The organism is Methylobacterium sp. Leaf87, from assembly GCF_001422775.1.
In the GTDB taxonomy this organism is placed as follows: Bacteria; Pseudomonadota; Alphaproteobacteria; order Rhizobiales; family Beijerinckiaceae; genus Methylobacterium.
Genome location: NZ_LMMI01000032.1, coordinates 1 through 20,213 on the forward strand (window position 1 = coordinate 1; position 20,213 = coordinate 20,213).

14 protein-coding genes, 1 tRNA gene and 1 pseudogene are annotated in these 20,213 nt (G+C 65.9%); all 16 read right to left on the reverse strand.

All coding sequences use genetic code 11. The features are described from left to right. Window positions 1-95: GTP-binding protein (locus ASF22_RS23980; protein WP_139221393.1), on the reverse strand; the 95-nt coding region annotated here is incomplete at its 3' end. A gap of 63 nt (window positions 96-158) precedes the next feature. Then, complete coding sequence (gene fusA, locus ASF22_RS14735; RefSeq protein ID WP_056171442.1) at window positions 159-2,234, reverse strand: elongation factor G; 2,076 nt, start codon at window positions 2,232-2,234, stop codon at window positions 159-161. A 30-nt stretch (window positions 2,235-2,264) separates the two neighbouring features. Continuing rightward, entirely contained in the window at window positions 2,265-2,735 is a 471-nt protein-coding gene (gene rpsG / locus ASF22_RS14740) for a 30S ribosomal protein S7 (RefSeq protein WP_018044233.1), read from the reverse strand. A gap of 99 nt (window positions 2,736-2,834) precedes the next feature. Further along, window positions 2,835-3,206: a 30S ribosomal protein S12 gene (gene rpsL / locus ASF22_RS14745; RefSeq protein ID WP_018044234.1), complete on the reverse strand. Its 372-nt coding sequence runs from the start codon at window positions 3,204-3,206 to the stop codon at window positions 2,835-2,837. A gap of 446 nt (window positions 3,207-3,652) precedes the next feature. Next, the gene (gene rpoC / locus ASF22_RS14750) at window positions 3,653-7,861 is read right to left on the reverse strand and encodes a DNA-directed RNA polymerase subunit beta' (RefSeq protein ID WP_056265688.1); all 4,209 of its coding nucleotides are present in this window, start codon (window positions 7,859-7,861) and stop codon (window positions 3,653-3,655) included. Window positions 7,862-8,035: 174 nt separating this feature from the next. Next, window positions 8,036-12,160, reverse strand: coding sequence for a DNA-directed RNA polymerase subunit beta (rpoB, locus tag ASF22_RS14755; RefSeq protein ID WP_056171438.1), 4,125 nt, complete (start codon window positions 12,158-12,160; stop codon window positions 8,036-8,038). Window positions 12,161-12,411: 251 nt separating this feature from the next. After that, the gene (rplL, locus tag ASF22_RS14760) at window positions 12,412-12,783 is read right to left on the reverse strand and encodes a 50S ribosomal protein L7/L12 (protein ID WP_056171436.1); all 372 of its coding nucleotides are present in this window, start codon (window positions 12,781-12,783) and stop codon (window positions 12,412-12,414) included. 58 nt (window positions 12,784-12,841) lie between these two features. Beyond that, entirely contained in the window at window positions 12,842-13,372 is a 531-nt protein-coding gene (rplJ, locus tag ASF22_RS14765; RefSeq protein WP_056171434.1) for a 50S ribosomal protein L10, read from the reverse strand. Between the two features lie 544 nt (window positions 13,373-13,916). Beyond that, window positions 13,917-15,542: a B12-binding domain-containing radical SAM protein gene (locus ASF22_RS14770; RefSeq protein ID WP_056171444.1), complete on the reverse strand. Its 1,626-nt coding sequence runs from the start codon at window positions 15,540-15,542 to the stop codon at window positions 13,917-13,919. A 117-nt stretch (window positions 15,543-15,659) separates the two neighbouring features. Beyond that, window positions 15,660-16,991, reverse strand: coding sequence for a PLP-dependent aminotransferase family protein (locus tag ASF22_RS14775; protein ID WP_056265689.1), 1,332 nt, complete (start codon window positions 16,989-16,991; stop codon window positions 15,660-15,662). 380 nt (window positions 16,992-17,371) lie between these two features. After that, window positions 17,372-18,070 (reverse strand): 50S ribosomal protein L1, encoded by a 699-nt coding sequence (gene rplA, locus ASF22_RS14780; RefSeq protein WP_056171430.1) that lies wholly within the window; start codon window positions 18,068-18,070, stop codon window positions 17,372-17,374. 12 nt (window positions 18,071-18,082) lie between these two features. Continuing rightward, window positions 18,083-18,535 carry a 50S ribosomal protein L11 gene (rplK, locus tag ASF22_RS14785; protein WP_056265692.1) on the reverse strand — a complete coding sequence of 151 codons (453 nt, stop codon included), beginning with the start codon at window positions 18,533-18,535 and terminating at the stop codon, window positions 18,083-18,085. A 218-nt stretch (window positions 18,536-18,753) separates the two neighbouring features. Beyond that, a complete protein-coding gene (gene nusG / locus ASF22_RS14790) occupies window positions 18,754-19,287 on the reverse strand; it encodes a transcription termination/antitermination protein NusG (protein WP_056092062.1) in 534 nt (177 codons plus the stop codon). A gap of 59 nt (window positions 19,288-19,346) precedes the next feature. Beyond that, window positions 19,347-19,652: a preprotein translocase subunit SecE gene (gene secE, locus ASF22_RS14795; protein ID WP_056171425.1), complete on the reverse strand. Its 306-nt coding sequence runs from the start codon at window positions 19,650-19,652 to the stop codon at window positions 19,347-19,349. A gap of 213 nt (window positions 19,653-19,865) precedes the next feature. Further along, window positions 19,866-19,942, reverse strand: a tRNA-Trp gene (locus ASF22_RS14800). Between the two features lie 174 nt (window positions 19,943-20,116). Then, a pseudogene (locus ASF22_RS23215) lies at window positions 20,117-20,213 on the reverse strand (elongation factor Tu); the annotation flags it as partial.

Sequence of the window (20,213 nt, forward strand, 5' to 3'; positions counted from 1 at the left end):
ATCGCCGCCGTCAGCGACGTCTTGCCGTGGTCCACGTGACCGATCGTGCCGATGTTGCAGTGCGGCTTCGTACGAGCGAATTTCTCTTTGGCCATCGTAGCCTCCGTAATCTCAGTGTTTCAGGTGATGCTGCTGCGGTCCGGAAAAGGCGGGAAGCCTTAAGCGTACTTCGCGACGACCTTCTCGGCCTCGCCGCGCGGCACCTCTTCGTAATGGTCGAACTGCATCGTGAAGTTGGCGCGCCCCTGAGAGAAGGAGCGCAGCTGGTTCACGTAGCCGAACATGTTGGCCAGCGGCACCATCGCGTTGATGACGTTCGCGTTGCCGCGCATGTCCTGGCCCTGGATCTGGCCACGGCGCGAGTTGAGATCGCCGATCACCGAACCGGTGTATTCTTCCGGCGAGACCACCTCGACCTTCATCACCGGCTCGAGCAACACCGATCCACCCTTCTGGAGGGCCTCACGGAGGGCTGCACGCGACGCGATCTCGAAGGCGAGCGCCGAGGAGTCAACGTCGTGGTAGGCGCCGTCGATGAGCTCGACCTTGATGTCCACGACGGGGAAGCCTGCCAGGATACCGGCACCGAGCACCGAGTTGAGGCCCTTTTCGACGCCCGGGATGTACTCCTTCGGCACCGTGCCGCCGATGATCTTCGAGGAGAACTCGAAGCCCTTGCCGGGCTCGTTGGGCTCCACGATGAACTTCACGCGGGCGAACTGACCGGTACCGCCGGTCTGCTTCTTGTGGGTGTAGTCGATCTCGGTGCGCTTCGTGAGCTTCTCACGATACGCCACCTGCGGCTGACCGATGTTGGCATCGACCATGTAGGTGCGGCGAAGGATGTCGACCTTGATGTCGAGGTGGAGCTCGCCCATCCCGCGAAGGATGGTCTGGCCCGACTCCTGGTCCGTGGAGACCCGGAACGACGGATCCTCGGCTGCCAGCTTGGCGAGAGCGATGCCGAGCTTCTCCTGGTCGGCCTTCGACTTCGGCTCCACTGCGATCTCGATGACGGGCTCGGGGAACTCCATCTTCTCAAGGATCACGGCCTTCTGCGGATCGCAGAGGGTGTCGCCCGTACGGGTGTCCTTGAGACCGGCCAAGGCGACGATGTCGCCCGTGAAGGCCTCCTTGACGTCCTCGCGGTTGTTGGCGTGCATGAGGAGCATGCGGCCGACGCGCTCTTTCTTGTCGCGCGACGAGTTGATGACGTTGGCGCCCGACTCGATCTTGCCCGAGTAGACACGACAGAACGTGATCGTGCCGACGTGCGGATCGTCCATGATCTTGAAGGCGAGCATGGAGAAGGGATCGCTGTCCGACGGATGACGGACGATCTCTTCCTCGGTCTTGAAGTCGAGGCCCTTGATCTCGCCGCGATCGGCGGGGGACGGCAGGTAATCGACCACGGCGTCGAGCAGGGGCTGGACGCCCTTGTTCTTGAAGGCCGATCCGCACAGCACCGGATGGAAGGCGCGACGCTGCACGGCGGTGCGCACCAGGCGATGCATCGTCTCGGCGTCGGGCTCGACGCCGTCGAGGTAGGCCGACATCGCGTCGTCGTCCATCTCGACGCAGGCCTCGACGAGCTTGATGCGGTACTCCGCGGCCTGCTCGGCGAGATCGTCGGGGATCTCGGTTTCGGCGAATTCGGCGCCGAGCTTCTCCGAGGTCCAGACGATGGCCTTCATCTTGATCAGGTCGATGACGCCCTTGAAGGAAGTCTCGGCGCCGATCGGCAGCTGCAGGCACACCGGCTTGCCGGCGACGCGGTCGATGATGTCGGCGACGCACTTGAAGAAGTCTGCGCCGATCTTGTCCATCTTGTTGACGAACACGACGCGAGGCACGTCGTACTTGTCAGCCTGGCGCCAGACGGTCTCCGTCTGTGGCTCGACGCCCTGGTTGCCGTCGAGCACGCACACGGCGCCGTCGAGGACGCGAAGCGAACGCTCCACCTCGATGGTGAAATCCACGTGGCCGGGGGTGTCGATGATGTTCAGGCGCTTGTCGCGCCAGAAGCAGGTGGTCGCCGCGGAGGTGATCGTGATGCCACGCTCCTGCTCCTGCGTCATCCAATCCATGGTCGCGGCGCCGTCATGGACTTCGCCGATCTTATGGGACTTGCCGGTGTAGTAAAGAATCCGCTCGGTGGTCGTGGTCTTGCCGGCATCGATGTGGGCCATGATGCCGAAGTTGCGGTAGTCCTCGATCGCGTGCGTGCGGGGCATCGGATTGCTCCTGAAAGGGTCCGGGTCCGCTTACCAGCGGTAGTGCGAGAAGGCGCGGTTGGCTTCTGCCATCCGGTGCGTGTCTTCCCGCTTCTTCACGGCGTTGCCGCGGTTGTTGGCGGCGTCGAGGAGCTCGGCCGACAGGCGCTCGACCATGGTGCGGTCGTTGCGGCCGCGTGCGGCCTGGATCAGCCAACGAATGGCCAGGGCTTGGCGGCGCTCGGTGCGAACCTCGACGGGGACCTGGTAGGTCGCGCCGCCGACGCGGCGGGAGCGGACCTCGATGGCCGGGGCCACGTTCTCGAGGGCGGCGCGGAACACCTCGATGGGGTTGGCGCGAGCGCGGTTCTCGACGATGTCGAACGCGCCGTACACGATACCCTCGGCGATGGACTTCTTGCCCTCGTACATGATCGAATTCATGAACTTGGTCAGAACGATATCGCCGTACTTGGCGTCCGGAATGATTTCGCGCTTCTCGGCAGAATGGCGGCGGGACATCGCTCGCTCCGTCTAAATACAGGGTCTTGAAACCACCCCGCGCAGGCCACCTCGAGCCCCATTGGAGCCGGCGACATCCTTGCGGGGTGCGCGAATAACTTACTTCGGACGCTTGGCGCCGTACTTGGACCGGCGCTGCTTACGACCCTTGACGCCCTGCGTGTCGAGCACGCCGCGCAGGATGTGGTAGCGAACGCCGGGAAGGTCCTTCACACGGCCGCCGCGGATCATCACCACGGAGTGCTCCTGAAGGTTGTGACCCTCGCCCGGGATATAACCGATGACTTCGAAGCCATTGGTCAGACGAACCTTGGCGACCTTACGGAGCGCGGAGTTCGGCTTCTTGGGGGTCGTCGTGTAGACGCGGGTGCAGACGCCACGCTTCTGCGGGCAGGCGTCGAGCGCCGGCACCTTGTTGCGGCTCTTCTGCGCCTTGCGCGGCTGAGCGATCAGCTGGTTGATCGTCGGCATGCCAATCCTCTCGAAACGCGTCGCCTGCGTCGGCGACCGTCGAAATCCAAATCTCGTTTGGCCCGCCCCGTCGCCGCACGATCTGTGCGATGAAACGCAAAACCGCGCCCCAGGCTGATGTCAGCCTTTGGCGCGCCGTTGCAAGCAGAGGATCACCTGCGATCAAGCAAGCGATCATGCCGGGCTGACACGTGTTCGTCTGTTGAAGTCGGATGCGTTTAAGAAGCTTGGATCCGAGCGAGACGCTCGTGGATCAATTGCTGCTTACGGCCAGCCGTTCAATGAGGGCCTGATAGAGGTGGTTTCGCCGGCCGTCAACCCATTTCCCCTAGCGAACCGTGAATGAAACGCGCGTCGCGGCCCGAAACCTGTCTCCGATGGTCCGCGCATGAAAAAGGGGCCGCCCGTAGGCGACCCCTGGTTTGTTCGGTGCCGGTCGCTCTCGCCTACTCGGCGGCGGGCGGCAGGCCCGTGAGGGGCTGTGCGCCGCTCTCGGCGGCCTTCTGCTGGAGGATCATGGCGTCGCGACGCCGCGCCACGGCGCGGATGTCGGCGGCCATGGAGCCCGTGCCGGCCGGGATGAGCGAGCCGACGATGACGTTCTCCTTGAGGCCTTCGAGGTAGTCGATCTTGCCGTTGACGGCCGCCTCCGTGAGGACGCGGGTGGTCTCCTGGAACGAGGCCGCCGAGATGAACGACTTCGTCTGCAGGGAGGCCTTGGTGATGCCGAGCAGGACCGGCACGCCAACGATGGGACGCTTGCCCTCGGCGAGCAGCTTCTCGTTGGCGTCGGCCAGCTCCGTCCGGTCGATCTGGTCACCCGTGAGGATGTCCGAATCGCCGCCGTCGGTGATCTCGACCTTCTGCAGCATCTGCCGGACGATGACCTCGATGTGCTTGTCGTTGATGGCCACGCCCTGGAGCCGGTAGACCTCCTGGATCTCGTTGACGAGGTAAGCGGCGAGCTCCTCCACGCCCTTGATCGCCAGGATGTCGTGCGGCGCCGGATTGCCGTCGACGATGTAGTCGCCGAGTTCCACAACATCCCCGTCCTGCAGGTGGATGTGCTTGCCCTTGGGGATGAGGTACTCGACGGCGTCCGAGCCGTCGTGCGGGGTCAGCGTCAGGCGGCGCTTGTTCTTGTAGTCGCGCCCGAACTGGATCGTGCCGGACTTCTCGGCGATGATCGCCGCGTCCTTGGGCCGACGGGCCTCGAACAGCTCCGCCACCCGCGGCAGACCGCCGGTGATGTCGCGGGTCTTGGCCGAGTCGGTGGAGACGCGGGCGAGGATGTCGCCGGCCTTCACGCGCCCGCCCGGATCGTAGCCGATGATGGCGTCGACGGGCAGGAAGTAGCGGGCGTCGGAGCCGCGCGGCAGCTTCATCGGCTTGCCGTCGGCATCGAGCACCAGCATCGCCGGCTTGAGGTCGGCGGTGCGGGCGGTCCCGCGCCAGTCGATGACCACGCGCTTGGCGATACCCGTCGACTCGTCGGTGGTCTCCGTGATGGACTGACCGTCGATGAGGTCTTCGTAGGCGACGATGCCGTCCGTCTCGGTGATGATCGGACGGGTGTAGGGGTCCCATTCGGCGATGCGCTGGCCGCGCTTGACCGTGTCGCCCTCGTCCACCCGCAGCTTGGCGCCGTATTGCAGGCGGTGCACCGCGCGCTCGGAACCGTCGGAGCCGACGATGACGACGGCGACGTTGCGGCCCGTGGCGATGAGGTCGCCGTCCGTGTTCCGGGCGAGCGCCCGGTTGCGGATCTTGATGGTGCCCTCGAAGCTCGACTCAATGAACGACGAGTCGGCGATCTGCGCCGCACCGCCGATGTGGAAGGTGCGCATGGTGAGCTGGGTGCCCGGCTCGCCGATGGACTGCGCCGCGATGACGCCGACGGCCTCGCCCATGTTGACGGGCGTGCCGCGGGCCAGATCTCGGCCGTAGCAGGTGGCGCAGACGCCGCTGCGGGTCTGGCACACCAGCACCGAGCGGATCTTCACCTCCTGGATGCCCGCCGCCTGGATGGCCGGCAGGTGCTTCTCCTCAATGGTCTCGTTGGTCTTGACGATGACCGTGCCGTCCTGGGCGACGAGATCCTCCGCCGTGGCGCGGCCGAGGATGCGGATCGAGAGCGGGGCCACGACCTGGCCCGCGTCGACGATGGCGCGCATGCGGATGCCGGAGGTCGAACCGCAATCGACCTCGCGGATGACCGCGTCCTGGGCCACGTCGACGAGACGACGGGTCAGGTAGCCGGAGTTGGCCGTCTTCAACGCGGTGTCCGCGAGGCCCTTACGGGCGCCGTGGGTCGAGTTGAAGTACTCGAGCACGTCGAGGCCTTCCTTGAAGTTCGAGATGATCGGCGTCTCGATGATCTCGCCCGAGGGCTTGGCCATGAGGCCGCGCATGGCGGCGAGCTGCTTCATCTGCGCCGGCGAACCACGGGCACCGGAATGGCTCATCATGTAGATCGAGTTGATCTGCTTGTCGGCGCCGTTCTCGTCCTTCTGCACCGTGGAGATGCGCAGCATCATCTCGGCGGCGAGCTTGTCCGAGCACTTGGCCCAGGCATCCACCACCTTGTTGTACTTCTCGCCCTGGGTGATCAGGCCGTCGTTGTACTGCTGCTCGTAGTCCTTCACGAGGGCACGCGTGTCGTCGACGATGGGCCACTTGTTGTCGGGCACCACCATGTCGTCCTTGCCGAACGAGATGCCGGCCTTGAACGCGTGGTTGAAGCCGAGCGCCATGATGCGATCGCAGAAGATCACCGACTCCTTCTGACCGCAGTGGCGGTAGACGGTGTCGATCATCGACGAGATCTCCTTCTTGGTCATCAGCTTGTTGACGACGTCGAAGGGGACGTTCTTGTGCAGCGGCAGGGCGCCGGACAGGATCACCCGGCCCGGCGTGGTGTCGTAGGTCTTCGTCAGCGGCTCGCCATCGGGGCCGATGCCGTTCCACCGCCAGCGGATCTTCGAGTGCAGCTTGACGGTCTTGGCCGCCAGCGCGTGCTCGAGCTCGCCCACATTGCCGAAGACGCCCTGCATCGGGTTGGTCTTGCTCGTCGGGTCGAACGCGCCGATGGCGCCCTCGGCCACGATGGAGAGGTAGTACAGGCCGAGCACGATATCCTGCGACGGCACGATGATCGGCAGGCCGTTGGCGGGGTGCAGGATGTTGTTCGTCGACATCATCAGAACGCGCGCCTCCAGCTGAGCCTCGAGGCTCAGGGGAACGTGCACGGCCATCTGGTCGCCGTCGAAGTCGGCGTTGAACGCGGCGCAGACCAGCGGGTGGAGCTGGATCGCCTTGCCCTCGATGAGCTTGGGCTCGAACGCCTGGATGCCGAGGCGGTGGAGCGTCGGCGCGCGGTTGAGCATCACCGGGTGTTCGCGGATCACCTCGTCGAGGATGTCCCAAACCTCGGGCTTCTCCTTCTCCACGAGCTTCTTCGCCTGCTTCACGGTTGCCGAGAAGCCCTTGGCGTCGAGGCGCGCGTAGATGAACGGCTTGAACAGCTCCAGCGCCATCTTCTTCGGCAGGCCGCACTGGTGCAGCTTCAGCTCCGGGCCGACGACGATGACCGAACGGCCGGAATAGTCGACGCGCTTGCCGAGCAGGTTCTGACGGAAGCGGCCCTGCTTGCCCTTGAGCATGTCGGCGAGGGACTTCAGCGGACGCTTGTTGGCGCCCGTGATGACGCGGCCGCGGCGGCCGTTGTCGAATAGGGCGTCGACCGCTTCCTGAAGCATGCGCTTCTCGTTGCGGATGATGATGTCCGGTGCGCGCAGCTCGATCAGCCGCTTCAGGCGGTTGTTGCGGTTGATGACGCGGCGGTAGAGGTCGTTGAGATCGGACGTGGCGAAGCGGCCGCCGTCCAGGGGGACGAGGGGGCGCAGGTCCGGCGGGATCACCGGCACCACGGTGAGGATCATCCACTCGGGCTTGTTGCCCGACATCTGGAAGGCCTCGATGATCTTCAGGCGCTTGAGGAGCTTCTTCGGCTTCAGCTCGGAAGTCGTGGTGGCAATCTCCTCGCGCAGCGAATCCGCGATCCCGTCGAGGTCGAGTTCCTGCAGGATGCGCCGGATGGCCTCGGCGCCGATCATGGCGGTGAACGAGTCCTCGCCGTACTCTTCCTGCGCGCGCAGGTACTCCTCCTCGGAGAGGAGCTGACGCTCCTTGAGGGGGGTGAGGCCCGGCTCGATGGTGACGTAGGACTCGAAGTACAGGATCCGCTCGAGGTCCTTGAGGGCCATGTCGAGCAGGAGGCCGATGCGGGACGGCAGCGACTTCAGGAACCAGATGTGGGCAACGGGGGCGGCGAGCTCGATGTGGCCCATGCGGTCGCGCCGGACGCGCGCGAGGGTGACCTCGACGCCGCACTTCTCACAGATGACGCCCTTGTACTTCATGCGCTTGTACTTGCCGCACAGGCACTCGTAGTCCTTGATCGGCCCGAAGATCCGGGCGCAGAACAGGCCGTCGCGCTCGGGCTTGAACGTGCGGTAGTTGATCGTCTCGGGCTTCTTGATCTCGCCGAAAGACCACGAGAGGATCTTCTCCGGCGACGAGATCGAGATCTTGATCTGGTCGAAGCTCTGGGGCTGAGCCTGCTGGTTGAAAAGATTCATGACCTCTTGGTTCATGGATCGACTCCTGCTGACGGGGCGCACCCTCCGCCGAGGGGCTACCGCGTGCTGTAAACTGGTCGGCGCCGCGACTGTCTCAGTCGCCGCTGGCCGTCATCATCCGGGAGGCGCTTCCCCTCCCCGCTCGGACCGCGCCGGCGAGTGAGCCGGCGCGGGAGCGTGGTGCGGTGGTTACTCGGCCGCCTCGGCGGGCGGCTCGATCTGGTCGTTGGCGGTCTTCTTCGAGGAGGTGAGCTCGACGTTGAGGCCGAGCGAGCGCATCTCCTTGACGAGCACGTTGAAGGACTCGGGGATGCCGGCCTCGAAGGTGTCGTCGCCGCGCACGATGGCCTCGTACACCTTGGTGCGGCCGGCGACGTCGTCCGACTTCACCGTGAGCATCTCCTGCAGGGTGTAGGCGGCGCCGTAGGCCTCGAGCGCCCAGACCTCCATCTCGCCGAAGCGCTGACCGCCGAACTGTGCCTTGCCGCCCAGCGGCTGCTGGGTGACGAGGGAGTACGGCCCGATCGACCGGGCGTGGATCTTGTCGTCCACGAGGTGGTGCAGCTTCAGCATGTAGATGTAGCCCATGGTGACCTTGCGGTCGAAGGGCTCACCCGTGCGGCCGTCGTAGAGCGTCGACTGGGCCGACCGGTCGAGACCGGCCATTTCCAGCATCTGCTCGATGTCGGCTTCCTTGGCGCCGTTGAACACCGGAGTCGCCATCGGCACGCCGCGGCGCACGTTGTTGGCCGCTTCCGCCATGTCCTCGTCCGACAGGCCTTCGAGCTCCGACGGCGAGTAGATCGCCTCCATCTCCGCCTTGAGGGGCGCGATGTCGTTGCTGCGAAGATACGCGTCCACCGCGAGCCCGACCTTGCGGCCGAGACCGGCCGCGGCCCAGCCCAGGTGGGTCTCCAGGATCTGACCGACGTTCATGCGCGAGGGCACGCCCAGCGGGTTGAGCACGATGTCGGCATGCGTCCCGTCCTCGAGGAACGGCATGTCCTCGATGGGGACGATGCGCGACACGACGCCCTTGTTGCCGTGACGGCCGGCCATCTTGTCGCCCGGCTGGATCTTGCGCTTCACCGCGACGAAGACCTTGACCATCTTCATCACGCCGGGGGGCAGCTCGTCGCCGCGCTGCAGCTTCTCGACCTTGTCGAGGAAGCGCTGCTCCAGGCGCTTCTTCGACTCGTCGTACTGCTTCTGCATCGCTTCCATCTCGGTCATGAGACGGTCGTCGATGACGGCGAACTGCCACCATTGCGAACGCGGGTACTCGGAGAGGAGCTCACGGTTGAGCGTGGTCTCCTTCTTGAAGCCCTTCGGACCGGCGATGGGGGCCTGACCGATGAGGACGGTGGCCAGACGCGCGTAGGTGTTGCGGTCGAGGATCGCCTGCTCGTCGTCGCGATCCTTGGCGAGGCGCTCGATTTCCTCGCGCTCGATGGCCTGGGCGCGCTCGTCCTTGTCGACGCCGTGGCGGTTGAACACCCGGACCTCGACGATGGTGCCGGTCACGCCCGGGGGGACCCGAAGCGAGGTGTCGCGCACGTCGGACGCCTTCTCGCCGAAGATCGCGCGGAGAAGCTTCTCCTCCGGCGTCATCGGGCTTTCGCCCTTCGGGGTGATCTTGCCGCACAGGATGTCGCCGGCGTGGACCTCGGCACCGATGTAGACGATGCCGGCCTCGTCGAGGTTCTTCAGCGCTTCTTCGGAGACGTTGGGGATGTCGCGGGTGATCTCTTCCGGACCGAGCTTGGTGTCTCGGGCCATCACCTCGAACTCCTCGATATGGATCGAGGTGAACACGTCATCCTTCACGATCCGCTCGGAGAGCAGGATCGAGTCCTCGAAGTTGTAGCCGTTCCAGGGCATGAACGCGACGAGCACGTTCCGGCCGAGCGCCAGTTCGCCGAACTCCGTCGACGGACCGTCGGCGATGATCTCGCCCTTCTTCACGGACTCGCCGACGCGCACCAACGGCTTCTGCGTGATGCAGGTCGACTGGTTGGAGCGCTGGAACTTCTGCAGGCGGTAGATGTCGACGCCCGGCTTGGTGGCGTCCGCCTCTTCCGTCGCGCGGATGACGATACGGGTGGCGTCCACCTGATCGACGATACCCGAGCGGCGCGCCGCGATGGCGGCACCGGAATCGCGGGCGACCACGGCCTCCATGCCCGTGCCCACGAAGGGCGCGTCGGCACGAACCAGCGGCACCGCCTGGCGCTGCATGTTCGAGCCCATGAGGGCGCGGTTCGCGTCGTCGTTCTCGAGGAACGGGATCAGCGCGGCGGCGACCGAAACGAGCTGCTTCGGCGACACGTCCATGAGATCGACGCGGTCCGGCGGCACGACGATGACGTCGCCGGCACGACGGCAGACCACGAGGTCTTCCGTCAGCTTGAAGGCCTCGTCCATCTGGGCGTTGGCCTGGGCGACGTAGTACTTCGCCTCTTCCATCGCCGACAGGTAGGCGACGTCCGTGGTGACGACGCCGTCCTTCACCTTGCGGAAGGGGGTCTCGATGAAGCCGTACTTGTTCACCCGGGCGAAGGTCGCCAGCGAGTTGATCAGGCCGATGTTCGGGCCTTCCGGGGTCTCGATCGGGCAGATGCGGCCGTAATGCGTCGGGTGCACGTCGCGCACTTCGAAGCCGGCGCGCTCGCGGGTCAGACCGCCGGGTCCGAGCGCCGAGAGGCGACGCTTGTGCGTCACTTCCGAGAGCGGATTGGTCTGATCCATGAACTGTGACAGCTGCGACGAGCCGAAGAACTCGCGCACGGCCGCGGCCGCGGGCTTCGCGTTGATGAGATCCTGCGGCATCACCGTGTCGATGTCGACCGACGACATCCGCTCCTTGATGGCGCGCTCCATGCGGAGCAGACCGAGGCGGTACTGGTTCTCCATGAGCTCGCCGACGGACCGCACACGGCGGTTGCCGAGGTGATCGATGTCGTCGATTTCGCCCTTGCCGTCGCGCAGATCCACCAGAGCCTTGACGACCGCGAGCATGTCCTCACGGCGCAGGGTCCGCACGGTGTCCTCGGCGTCGAGGTCGAGGCGCATGTTCATCTTCACGCGGCCGACCGCCGAGAGGTCGTAGCGCTCGGAGTCGAAGAACAGGGAGTGGAACATCGCTTCCGCCGTGTCGAGCGTCGGCGGCTCGCCGGGACGCATGACCCGGTAGATGTCGAACAGCGCGCCTTCGCGGGCGGAGTTCTTGTCCACCGCGAGGGTGTTGCGGATGTAGGGACCGACGTTGATGTGGTCGATGTCGAGCACGGGCAGCTCGGTGATGCCGACCTCTTCGAGGCTCTTGAGGAGCTTGTCGGAGATTTCGTCGCCGGCCTCGGCCCAGATCTCGCCCGTCTGGTCGTTCACCAGATCCTCGGCGATGTACTGGCCGATGAGGTCTTCGTCCGTGGCCTTGAGGAAGTTCACGCCGCGCTCGGCGATCTGGCGCGCGTTGCGGGCGTTGAGCTTCTTGCCGGCTTCGAGCACGACTTCACCGGACTCGGCATCGACGAGGTCGACGGAGGCCTTGAAGCCCTTCAGGCGCTCGGCATCGTACGGCACGCGCCACTCGGCGCCGTCGCGGTCGTACAGCACGCGATTGTAGAACGTCGACAGGATCTCCTCGCCGTCGAGCCCGAGGGCGAACAGCAGGGAGGTCACCGGCAGCTTGCGCTTGCGGTCGATGCGGACGTGGACGATGTCCTTGGCGTCGAACTCGACGTCGAGCCAGGAGCCGCGATACGGGATGATGCGGGCGGCGAACAGGAGCTTGCCCGACGAGTGGGTTTTGCCCTTGTCGTGGTCGAAGAACACGCCGGGCGAACGGTGCATCTGGGAGACGATGACGCGCTCGGTGCCGTTGACGATGAAGGTGCCGTTCTCCGTCATCAAGGGCATGTCGCCCATGTAGACGTCCTGCTCCTTGATGTCCTTGACCGACTTCGCACCGGTGTCGGGATCGACGTCGAACACGATGAGGCGCAGGGTCACCTTGAGCGGGGCCGCATAGGTGATGCCGCGCTGACGGCACTCGTCGACGTCGTATTTCGGCTGCTCGAACGTGTACTTCACGAACTCGAGGAGGGCCGTGGCTGAGAAGTCCGAGATCGGGAACACCGACTTGAACACGGTCTGCAGGCCTTCGTCGCCCCGCCCGCCTTCCGGCTCGTCCATCATCAGGAACTGGTCGTAGGATGCCTTCTGAACCTCGATGAGGTTCGGCATCTCGGCGACTTCCTTGATCTTGCCGAAGAATTTGCGAATGCGCTTGCGACCGACCAGCGTGTTGGCCATGGGTGACCTCGCTCCTACGTCCCGCGTACCGGATGCCCGGGGAAGGCTCGTGCCTCCCGCGACCAGGCGATGGACGCGCCCCGCCGGACGCCGCCCTCCCGAACTGAAAATCTGGTGGCCCGTCGCCGGGCCGGTCGTGTCGCCGGAAGCGACCTTAGCCCACGGGCGCGAACCCGCGGGCCTTTGGGCCCGTCAAGCTCCGGGGAGCCCGACGGGGAAGTGATGGGCCTGAGGCGGCCCACCGAAGAGTCTTACTTGAGCTCGATCTTGGCGCCAGCCTTCTCGAGCTGGGCCTTGAGCTTCTCGGCCTCTTCCTTGTTGACGGACTCCTTGACGGCCTTCGGAGCGCCTTCGACGAGGTCCTTGGCTTCCTTGAGGCCGAGGCCGGTGATCGCGCGGACCTCCTTGATGACCTCGATCTTCTTGTCGCCGGCGGCGGTGAGCATGACCGTGAACTCGGTCTGCTCCTCGACGGCGGCGGCCGGACCGGCGGCGGGGCCGGCGACGGCGACGGCAGCGGCGGCCGAGACGCCCCACTTCTCTTCGAGCAGCTTGGCGAGGTCGGCGGCCTCGAGAACGGTCAGCGAGGACAGGTCGTCGACGAGCTTGGCGAGATCAGCCATGATGGTGTTCCTTCAGAGATCGGTTTGAACGGATGGGTTGAGAAGAACGATGCGACCTTCAGGCCGCTTCGTCCTGAGCCTCGTCCTTCGTGGCATAGGCCCCGAACACGCGGGCGAGCTTGGCCGCCGGTGCGTTGACGACCTGGGCGATCTTGGTCGCGGGAGCCTGGATGAGGCCCACGATCTTGGCGCGCAGTTCGTCGAGGGACGGGAGCGAGGCCAAGGCCTTCACGCCGTCCGGGTTCAGGGCTGTCGTGCCCATGGCGCCGCCGAGGATCACGAGCTTGTCGTTGACCTTGGCGAACTCCACCGCAACCTTGGCGGCCGCGACCGGGTCGCTCGAATAGGCGAGCAGGGTCGGACCCTTCAGGAGGGGCTTGATGGAGGCGACGTCCGTGCCATCGAGAGCGATGTTGGCGAGGCGGTTCTTGGTGACCTTCACGGTGGCACCGGCCAGCTTCATCTGCGAGCGCAGCTTCTGCATGTCGGCGACCGTGAGGCCCTTGTAGTGGGCCACGACGACGACGGACGTGTTCGCGAACACGCCGTTGAGCGTCGAGACGAGATCAGCTTTGGCTGTCCTGTCCACTGGGGCTCTCTCCGGTTGGCGGAACCCGAGGATGGGTCCGCCGGTTGCACATGCCGCCCGGGACGGAATTCGGCTCATGAAAGCCGGAACGTCCTGGACGACGCTTCACGGCCCTGTCCCCTGCTGCCCCCCGAATGGGTGGACGACACGGGTGAGATGGTTCAAACCGATGCCTCTCGACCCCGACGAATCGCCAGGGTGCGCGAGGATGTTGAATTCGGTCTTCCCCGTCTGTGCAGGCTGGAAGATTAAGCCGGTCGCCCAGCGCCTGCAGTCTCGGACAGGACATGGCCGGATAAAGCCTGAAAGGGCTTTCGCCCCTCAAAGCCTTCCGGCCATATCACCTGGTTGCCCAGGGATCTCTCGATTGGAAACCGACCGATGGGTCGATTCCTTTCTCGTTCATGAAAACGTTGAGCGCGGTCTATAGAACCTTGCAAGCAGCCTGCCAAGGGCCAGTGCGGGACTATTCGGTCGCAGGCGCCGATTTTCCTTGACGGCACTTGCCGCCGCGGCCGAGCGCAGCGGCAGGTCCGTCACTCCATCACGTCGGCAGGAACCGGCGCGCGGCCTGCCACCATGGCGTGCGTCGCTCCTTCGCCTGGTCGGCTTTGGCCGCGTAGAACGAAGCGTTGTGCTCGCCGCGCAGGGCCTCGCGGGTGAACCGGATGAGGTGGTGGGCGACGAAGCCCATGTTGAACACCGCCTCGATCTGCCCGCGCTTCAGGGCGTGGCCCGCCGCCTTCCAGAACACGCCCCGGTAATCCGACAGGACGCCGACCCTGAGGGCGATGTTGAAGCCGAGGATCAAGCCGCGGCGCAGGTTGGTCCGGGTGAGCTTGCCCTTCAGCGGAGTCTTGATCCGGTGCGGGTAGGTCCGTTCGACCTGATACTTGAAGCGCTCGAAGAGGTGGGCCGGCTCGTACGCATGGGCGATGGCCCGGCGCCAGCTCGCCACCACGTCGTCGTGGGGCCGCTTGAACAGGACGTTGGATTCGAGCGACGCGTCGTGGAGCAGACGGCCCTCGCGGGTGAGGCGGTCCCACAGGGGGGTCTTGGGCAGGGCCTGGAGCAGGTTCATGGTCAGCACCGGCACCGCCGACTTGTCGACGAAGTCGATGAGCTTCTGCTCGGAGCCGTCGGTCTCGGTGTCGAGGCCGAGGATGATGCCGGACGTCACCTCCAGTCCGAAGCTGTTGAGGGTCTCGATGGCCTCGTACATGGGCACGGCGGCGTTGTGCTTCTTGTCGATGCCGGCGAGCGCGTCCTCTTCCGGCGTCTCGATGCCGACGAAGACGGTCATGAAGTTGGCCTCGCGCATGAGCGCGAGGATGTCGGGCTGTTTCGCCATGTTCAGGGTCGCCTCGCAGGCGAACTGAAGCGGGTAGTGATTCTTCTTCTGCCACGCCACGAGGTGGGGCAGCATGTCCTTCGTCGCCTTGCGGTTGCCGATGAAGTTGTCGTCGACGAAGTACACCACCGCCGGGTGACCGGGCTGGGAGATGATCGCGTCGAGTTCGCCGAGCATCTGCTCGGGGCTCTTCAGGCGCGGCTGGCGGCCGTAGAGCTGCGGGATGTCGCAGAATTCGCAGCGATACGGGCAGCCCGACGAGAATTGCAGGGAGCCGATGAGGTAGCGCTTGAGCGGGGCGGCCTCGTAGGCGGGGGCCGGGAAGTCGGAGAGCGGCAGGCGCTCCTTCGTCTCCAGGCGCACCTGGGCGGCCGGGATCGACACGTCGCGGTCGAGGATCGCCACGAGTTCGTCGGTGGCGTCGCCGATCTCGCCGATATGGAGGTAGTCGAACTCGGGGTACTGCTCGGGCGAGCCCGAGACCGACGGGCCGCCCAGCGCCGTGACCTTACCGGCCGCGTGCGCCCGGGCGTAGATATCGCGGATCTGCGGGGCCTGGATGTGCATGCCCGACACGAACACCGCGTCGGCCCAGGCGAAGTCGTCCGGCCCGGCCCGTTTGATGTTCTCGTCGACGAACCGGTACTCCCAGGTCTCCGGCATGTAGGCCGCGATGAGCAGCAGACCTTGCGGCGGCATGAACGCCTTGACGCCGCCCATCAACGGATAGGCGTGCGCGAACGTCCCGAAGGACGGCGTGTAAGCGGGGAAGACGCACAGGATGCGTCGCTTGGAGGAGACGGAGAGGGTGCATCGCATGAAGCCGTACTTAGCACAGCCCCGCGCGATGGCGTCCCCCTCGAACGCGATTTCTCGCACCGCCGGTTGCTTGCCGCCCGGAGCCTCACGGTCCTTTGAACGGTGGGCCGTCCGGTCTCACTCGACGGGGCGGTCGTCCCCCCCTGCCGCCAGCTGGCGCAGGGTCCGCAGGGCGGTGGCGAGGGCGTCGAGGGGCGGTGAGGCCAGCGCGAGGCGCACGGCGTTGGGCGCGTGGCCGGGATGGACGGCGAAGGCGCTGGCGGGGGTGACCGCGATCCCGCGCCGGGCAGCCGCCGCGACGAAGGTTTCGGCCCGCCACGCTTCGGGCAGAACCAGCCAGAGGTGGTAGGCGCCCGGATCGCCCCGCACGTCGAGGTCGCCGAGGATGTCACGCGCGAGCGCCTGCCGGGAACGGGCATCGCGCCGCTTCGCCAGTCCCATCCGGGCCGCCTCCCCCGAATCCATGAGATGGAGTCCGATGCCGAAGGGCAGACCGGTGGCACCCCACCCGCCCGAACGTACGCAGTGGGCGACCCGATCCGTGAGGGCCGGCGGCGTGGCTATCAACCCGAGGGTGAGGCCGGGCGCGACCCGCTTCGACAGGCTGTCGAGGAAGACGACGCGGTCGGGCGCCAGGGCGGCCAAGGGGGCGGCGTCGCTCAGGAATCCGTAGATCGCATCCTCGACAGCCAGGAGGCCGAAGGCTTCGAGGCAGGCCGCGATGGCCGCCCTGCGCTCACCGCCCATGGTGATTCCGAGGGGATTGTGAAGCGAGGGTTGGAGATAGAGGCCGCGCAGGGGTGTGGTCCGGTGCGCCTGGGCGACCGATTCGGGGCACAGGCCCTCCCCGTCCATGGCGATGGGCACCAGGACGATGCCGAGGCGCGCGGCGATTCCCTTCACCACCGGATAGGTCATCGCCTCGACCCCGATGCGGTCGCCCGGCGGAGCGAGGGCCGCGAGGGCGGCTGCCACGGCCTGGCGCCCGTTGCCGGTGAACAGCATTCTGTCGGGGGTGGGCGTCCAGCCCGGTCGGGCGAAGAAGCGGGCGGCGATGGCCCGCCCCTCCGCATGACCCGTCGCCGCCACGGGACCGGCAAGGGTTTCGAGGCGGTCGGATCGGAGCAATCCCGCAAGTGCACCGGAAAGGGTCTCCACCTCACCCGGTAGGATCGAATAGTTGCGTTCGAGGTCGATGGCGGTCGGCGGCGGTTCGGCGAAAGCGAGGATGGGTGTCGCGGCGCGCGACCGCACATAGGTGCCCCGGCCGATCTCCCCTGTGACCAGACCGCGATGGACGAGTTCGGCATAGACCCGGCTCGCCGTCGAGACGGCGATGCCGTTGGCGTAGGCGTAGGCGCGTTGCGGAGGCAATCGCGCGCCCGGTGCCAGTCGTCCCGCGGCGATCGCGTCGGCAAGGCGGTCGGCCAGGACCCTGAAGTCGCTCACGAACGAAAATGCTCCGAGATCAATGTTTCGATTGATCCGATTTGTGCTCGGATCAATGTTGCGCGGCAAGCCCCTTCGGAGGCCGTGCTATCGGAGTAGATCGCCATGTCGTCCACGTCCCTCGTCCGATCCCCATATCCGACTGCCGTGGCAACCGGCGTGGATCGCGGGCTTGGTGCGTTGTGCCGTGTCTGGCTCGGGCGCTGGCGTCACCGCCGGACTTTGGCGAACTTGCATCCCGAGCAGATGCGCGAGGTCGGGCTGAACCCGGAAGCCGTTCGGCGGGAGGCCTGCCAGCCGTTCTGGCGGGCGTGAGGCCTTAAACGAAAACGCCCGGCCGCGAGGCCGGGCGTTTCCAAAATGTGGCAGGCCAGCGGGTGTTACGCCGGCAGGACCGTCGAGGGCTCGACCTTGACGCCCGGACCCATGGAGGAGGTCACGGCGACGCGCTGGACGTACTGGCCCTTGGCGCCGGCGGGCTTCGCCTTGGAGACCGCGTCGGCGAAGGCCTTGATGTTCTCGACGAGCTTGTCGGCGTCGAACGAGACCTTGCCGATGCCGGCGTGGACGATCCCGGCCTTCTCGACGCGGAACTCGACCGAACCGCCCTTGGCGCCGGCGACCGCGGACTTCACGTCCATGGTGACGGTGCCGACCTTCGGGTTCGGCATCAGGCCGCGCGGGCCCAGCACCTTGCCGAGACGACCGACGAGCGGCATCAGGTCCGGGGTGGCGATGCAGCGATCGAACTCGATCTTGCCGCTCTGGACGATCTCGAGGAGATCCTCGGCGCCGACGATGTCGGCACCGGCTTCCCGGGCCTCGTCGGCCTTGGCGCCGCGGGCGAACACCGCCACCCGCACGGTCCGGCCGGAGCCGTTGGGCAGGTTGCAGACGCCGCGGACCATCTGGTCGGCGTGGCGCGGGTCGACGCCGAGGTTCATGGAGACCTCGACGGTCTCGTCGAACTTGGCGCTGGCCTTCTCCTTAACGAGCTTGATCGCCTCGTCGATGGTGTAGAGCTTGAGCGCGTCGATGCCCTCGCGGGCGGCGCGGATGCGCTTGCCTTCGTGTGCCATGGTGCCCTCCCCTTAAGCGACGATGTCGAGACCCATGGCCCGCGCGGAGCCACGGATCATCGCGACGGCGGCATCCACCGAATCGCAGTTCAGGTCGGGCATCTTGCGCTCGGCGATCTCGCGAAGCTGTGCCTCGGTGACCTTGCCGACGTTGGTGTTCGGCTTGCCCGGGGTCTTGGAACCGGAAGCCGGCTTCTTGCCGATCTTCAGGCCGGCGGCCTTCTTGAGGAAGAACGTCACCGGGGGCTGCTTCATCTCGAAGGTGAAGGAGCGATCCTGATAGGCCGTGATCACGACCGGAATCGGGGTGCCCTTCTCGATCTGAGAGGTCTTCGCGTTGAAGGCCTTGCAGAATTCCATGATGTTGAGGCCGCGCTGACCGAGCGCGGGGCCGATGGGCGGCGACGGGTTCGCGGCGCCGGCCGGAACCTGAAGCTTCACGTAGCCCGTGATCTTCTTTGCCATAGGGACTGCTCCCAAAGAATGCCCGGCACCCGGCTGGCCTCAGCGCGGGTGGAGCGGGCGGTTGCAGGTCGCGGTACGGTCCGTGGACCCCGGCGGCGAACCGGGCGGACCTTCCGCGCGTGACACCATCCTGGAGATGGTGGTTTCGCATCCGGCGCGGAGCCGAACGGAAGAAAAGCGGATGAGTCAGTGGTGACTCACCCGCGAAATCCAAAAGATCAGAGCTTCTCGACCTGGGCGTATTCGAGCTCCACCGGGGTGGCGCGGCCGAAGATCGATACGGCGACCTTGAGGCGCGAGCGGCTCTCGTCGATCTCTTCCACGGTGCCGTTGAAGGACGCGAACGGACCGTCGGACACGCGGACCGTCTCGCCGATCTCGAAGGAGATGGAGGGCTTCGGGCGATCGACGCCCTCGGCGACCTGGCCCTTGATGCGCTCGGCTTCCGAATCCGGAATCGGCACGGGCTTCGACTTGTCGGCGCCGAGGAAGCCCGTGACCTTCGGGGTGTTCTTGATCAGGTGGTAGACCTCGTCGGTGAGGTCGCACTTCACCAGGACGTAACCAGGGAAGAACTTGCGCTCGGCATCGACCTTTCGGCCGCGACGGACCTCCACGACCTTCTCGGTCGGAACCATGACCTCGTCGAACAGCTCCATCAGGCCACGCTGGGCCGCCTGATCCTTGATGGACTGCGCGACCTTGTTCTCGAAATTCGAGTAGGCGTGGACGATGTACCAGCGCTTCGACACGTTCTCACCAAATCCTGACGTCGCTCGGCCGGTCGCGAAAGCGCGCCCGGACCGATAGATTAGTTGGTCCCGACCCCGAGGATCAGGGTCACGAGGTAGCGCATGGCCTGATCGACCACGGTGAAGAACAGGCTCGCGGCGACCACCATGATGAACACCATCACGGTGGTGACCACGGTCTCTTTGCGGGTCGGCCACGTGACCTTGCGGCCCTCGTCGCGCACCTGGCCGAGGAACTCCACGGGGCCGACGCGCTTGGGCGCGGGCCGCACGGGGGGCGTCGCCCGAGCAGGACCCGGCGTGACGGAGCCACGCGGCGGGGTGCGCGCGAGGTCCGTTTTCTTCGATGCTTCGTTCGATGCCATGGCGCCAACAAACAGGAGAACGGTCCGGGGATCGGGAAAGCGCGGTGCGGAGGCCTGGAGCCACGCCTGCCGCGAAAGCCTTCATCGATCTCGGAAGGCGACCGCTCTAGCGCAAGTCCCCGTGCTTGTCGACTGCACTGGGTTCCGACTTGCGGACAGGCGATCTGATCGGAATGGAACGGGGAGTGGACTTGAACTGGAGCAGCGGCCAATTGGCAGGAGTGGAGGGACTCGAACCCGCAACCTCCGGTTTTGGAGACCGGCGCTCTGACCAGTTGAGCTACACTCCTATGCGGGGACGCATTCATCGCCGCGGCGCTGCTATAGACCGGCCCGGGCCTTGCCGCAATGGCGAACCGTACGGGATTTTCCGAGATTGTCGGTGCCGTCAGGATTGTTCGGCTCGGAGAGCAAACGCCGCGGGACCGGGGTCCCGCGGCGTCGCGACGGTGATGGCGGACCGACTACTCGTTGATGGCGGCGACGACGCCTGCGCCGACGGTGCGGCCGCCTTCACGGATGGCGAAGCGCAGCTTCTCTTCCATGGCCACCGGCACGATG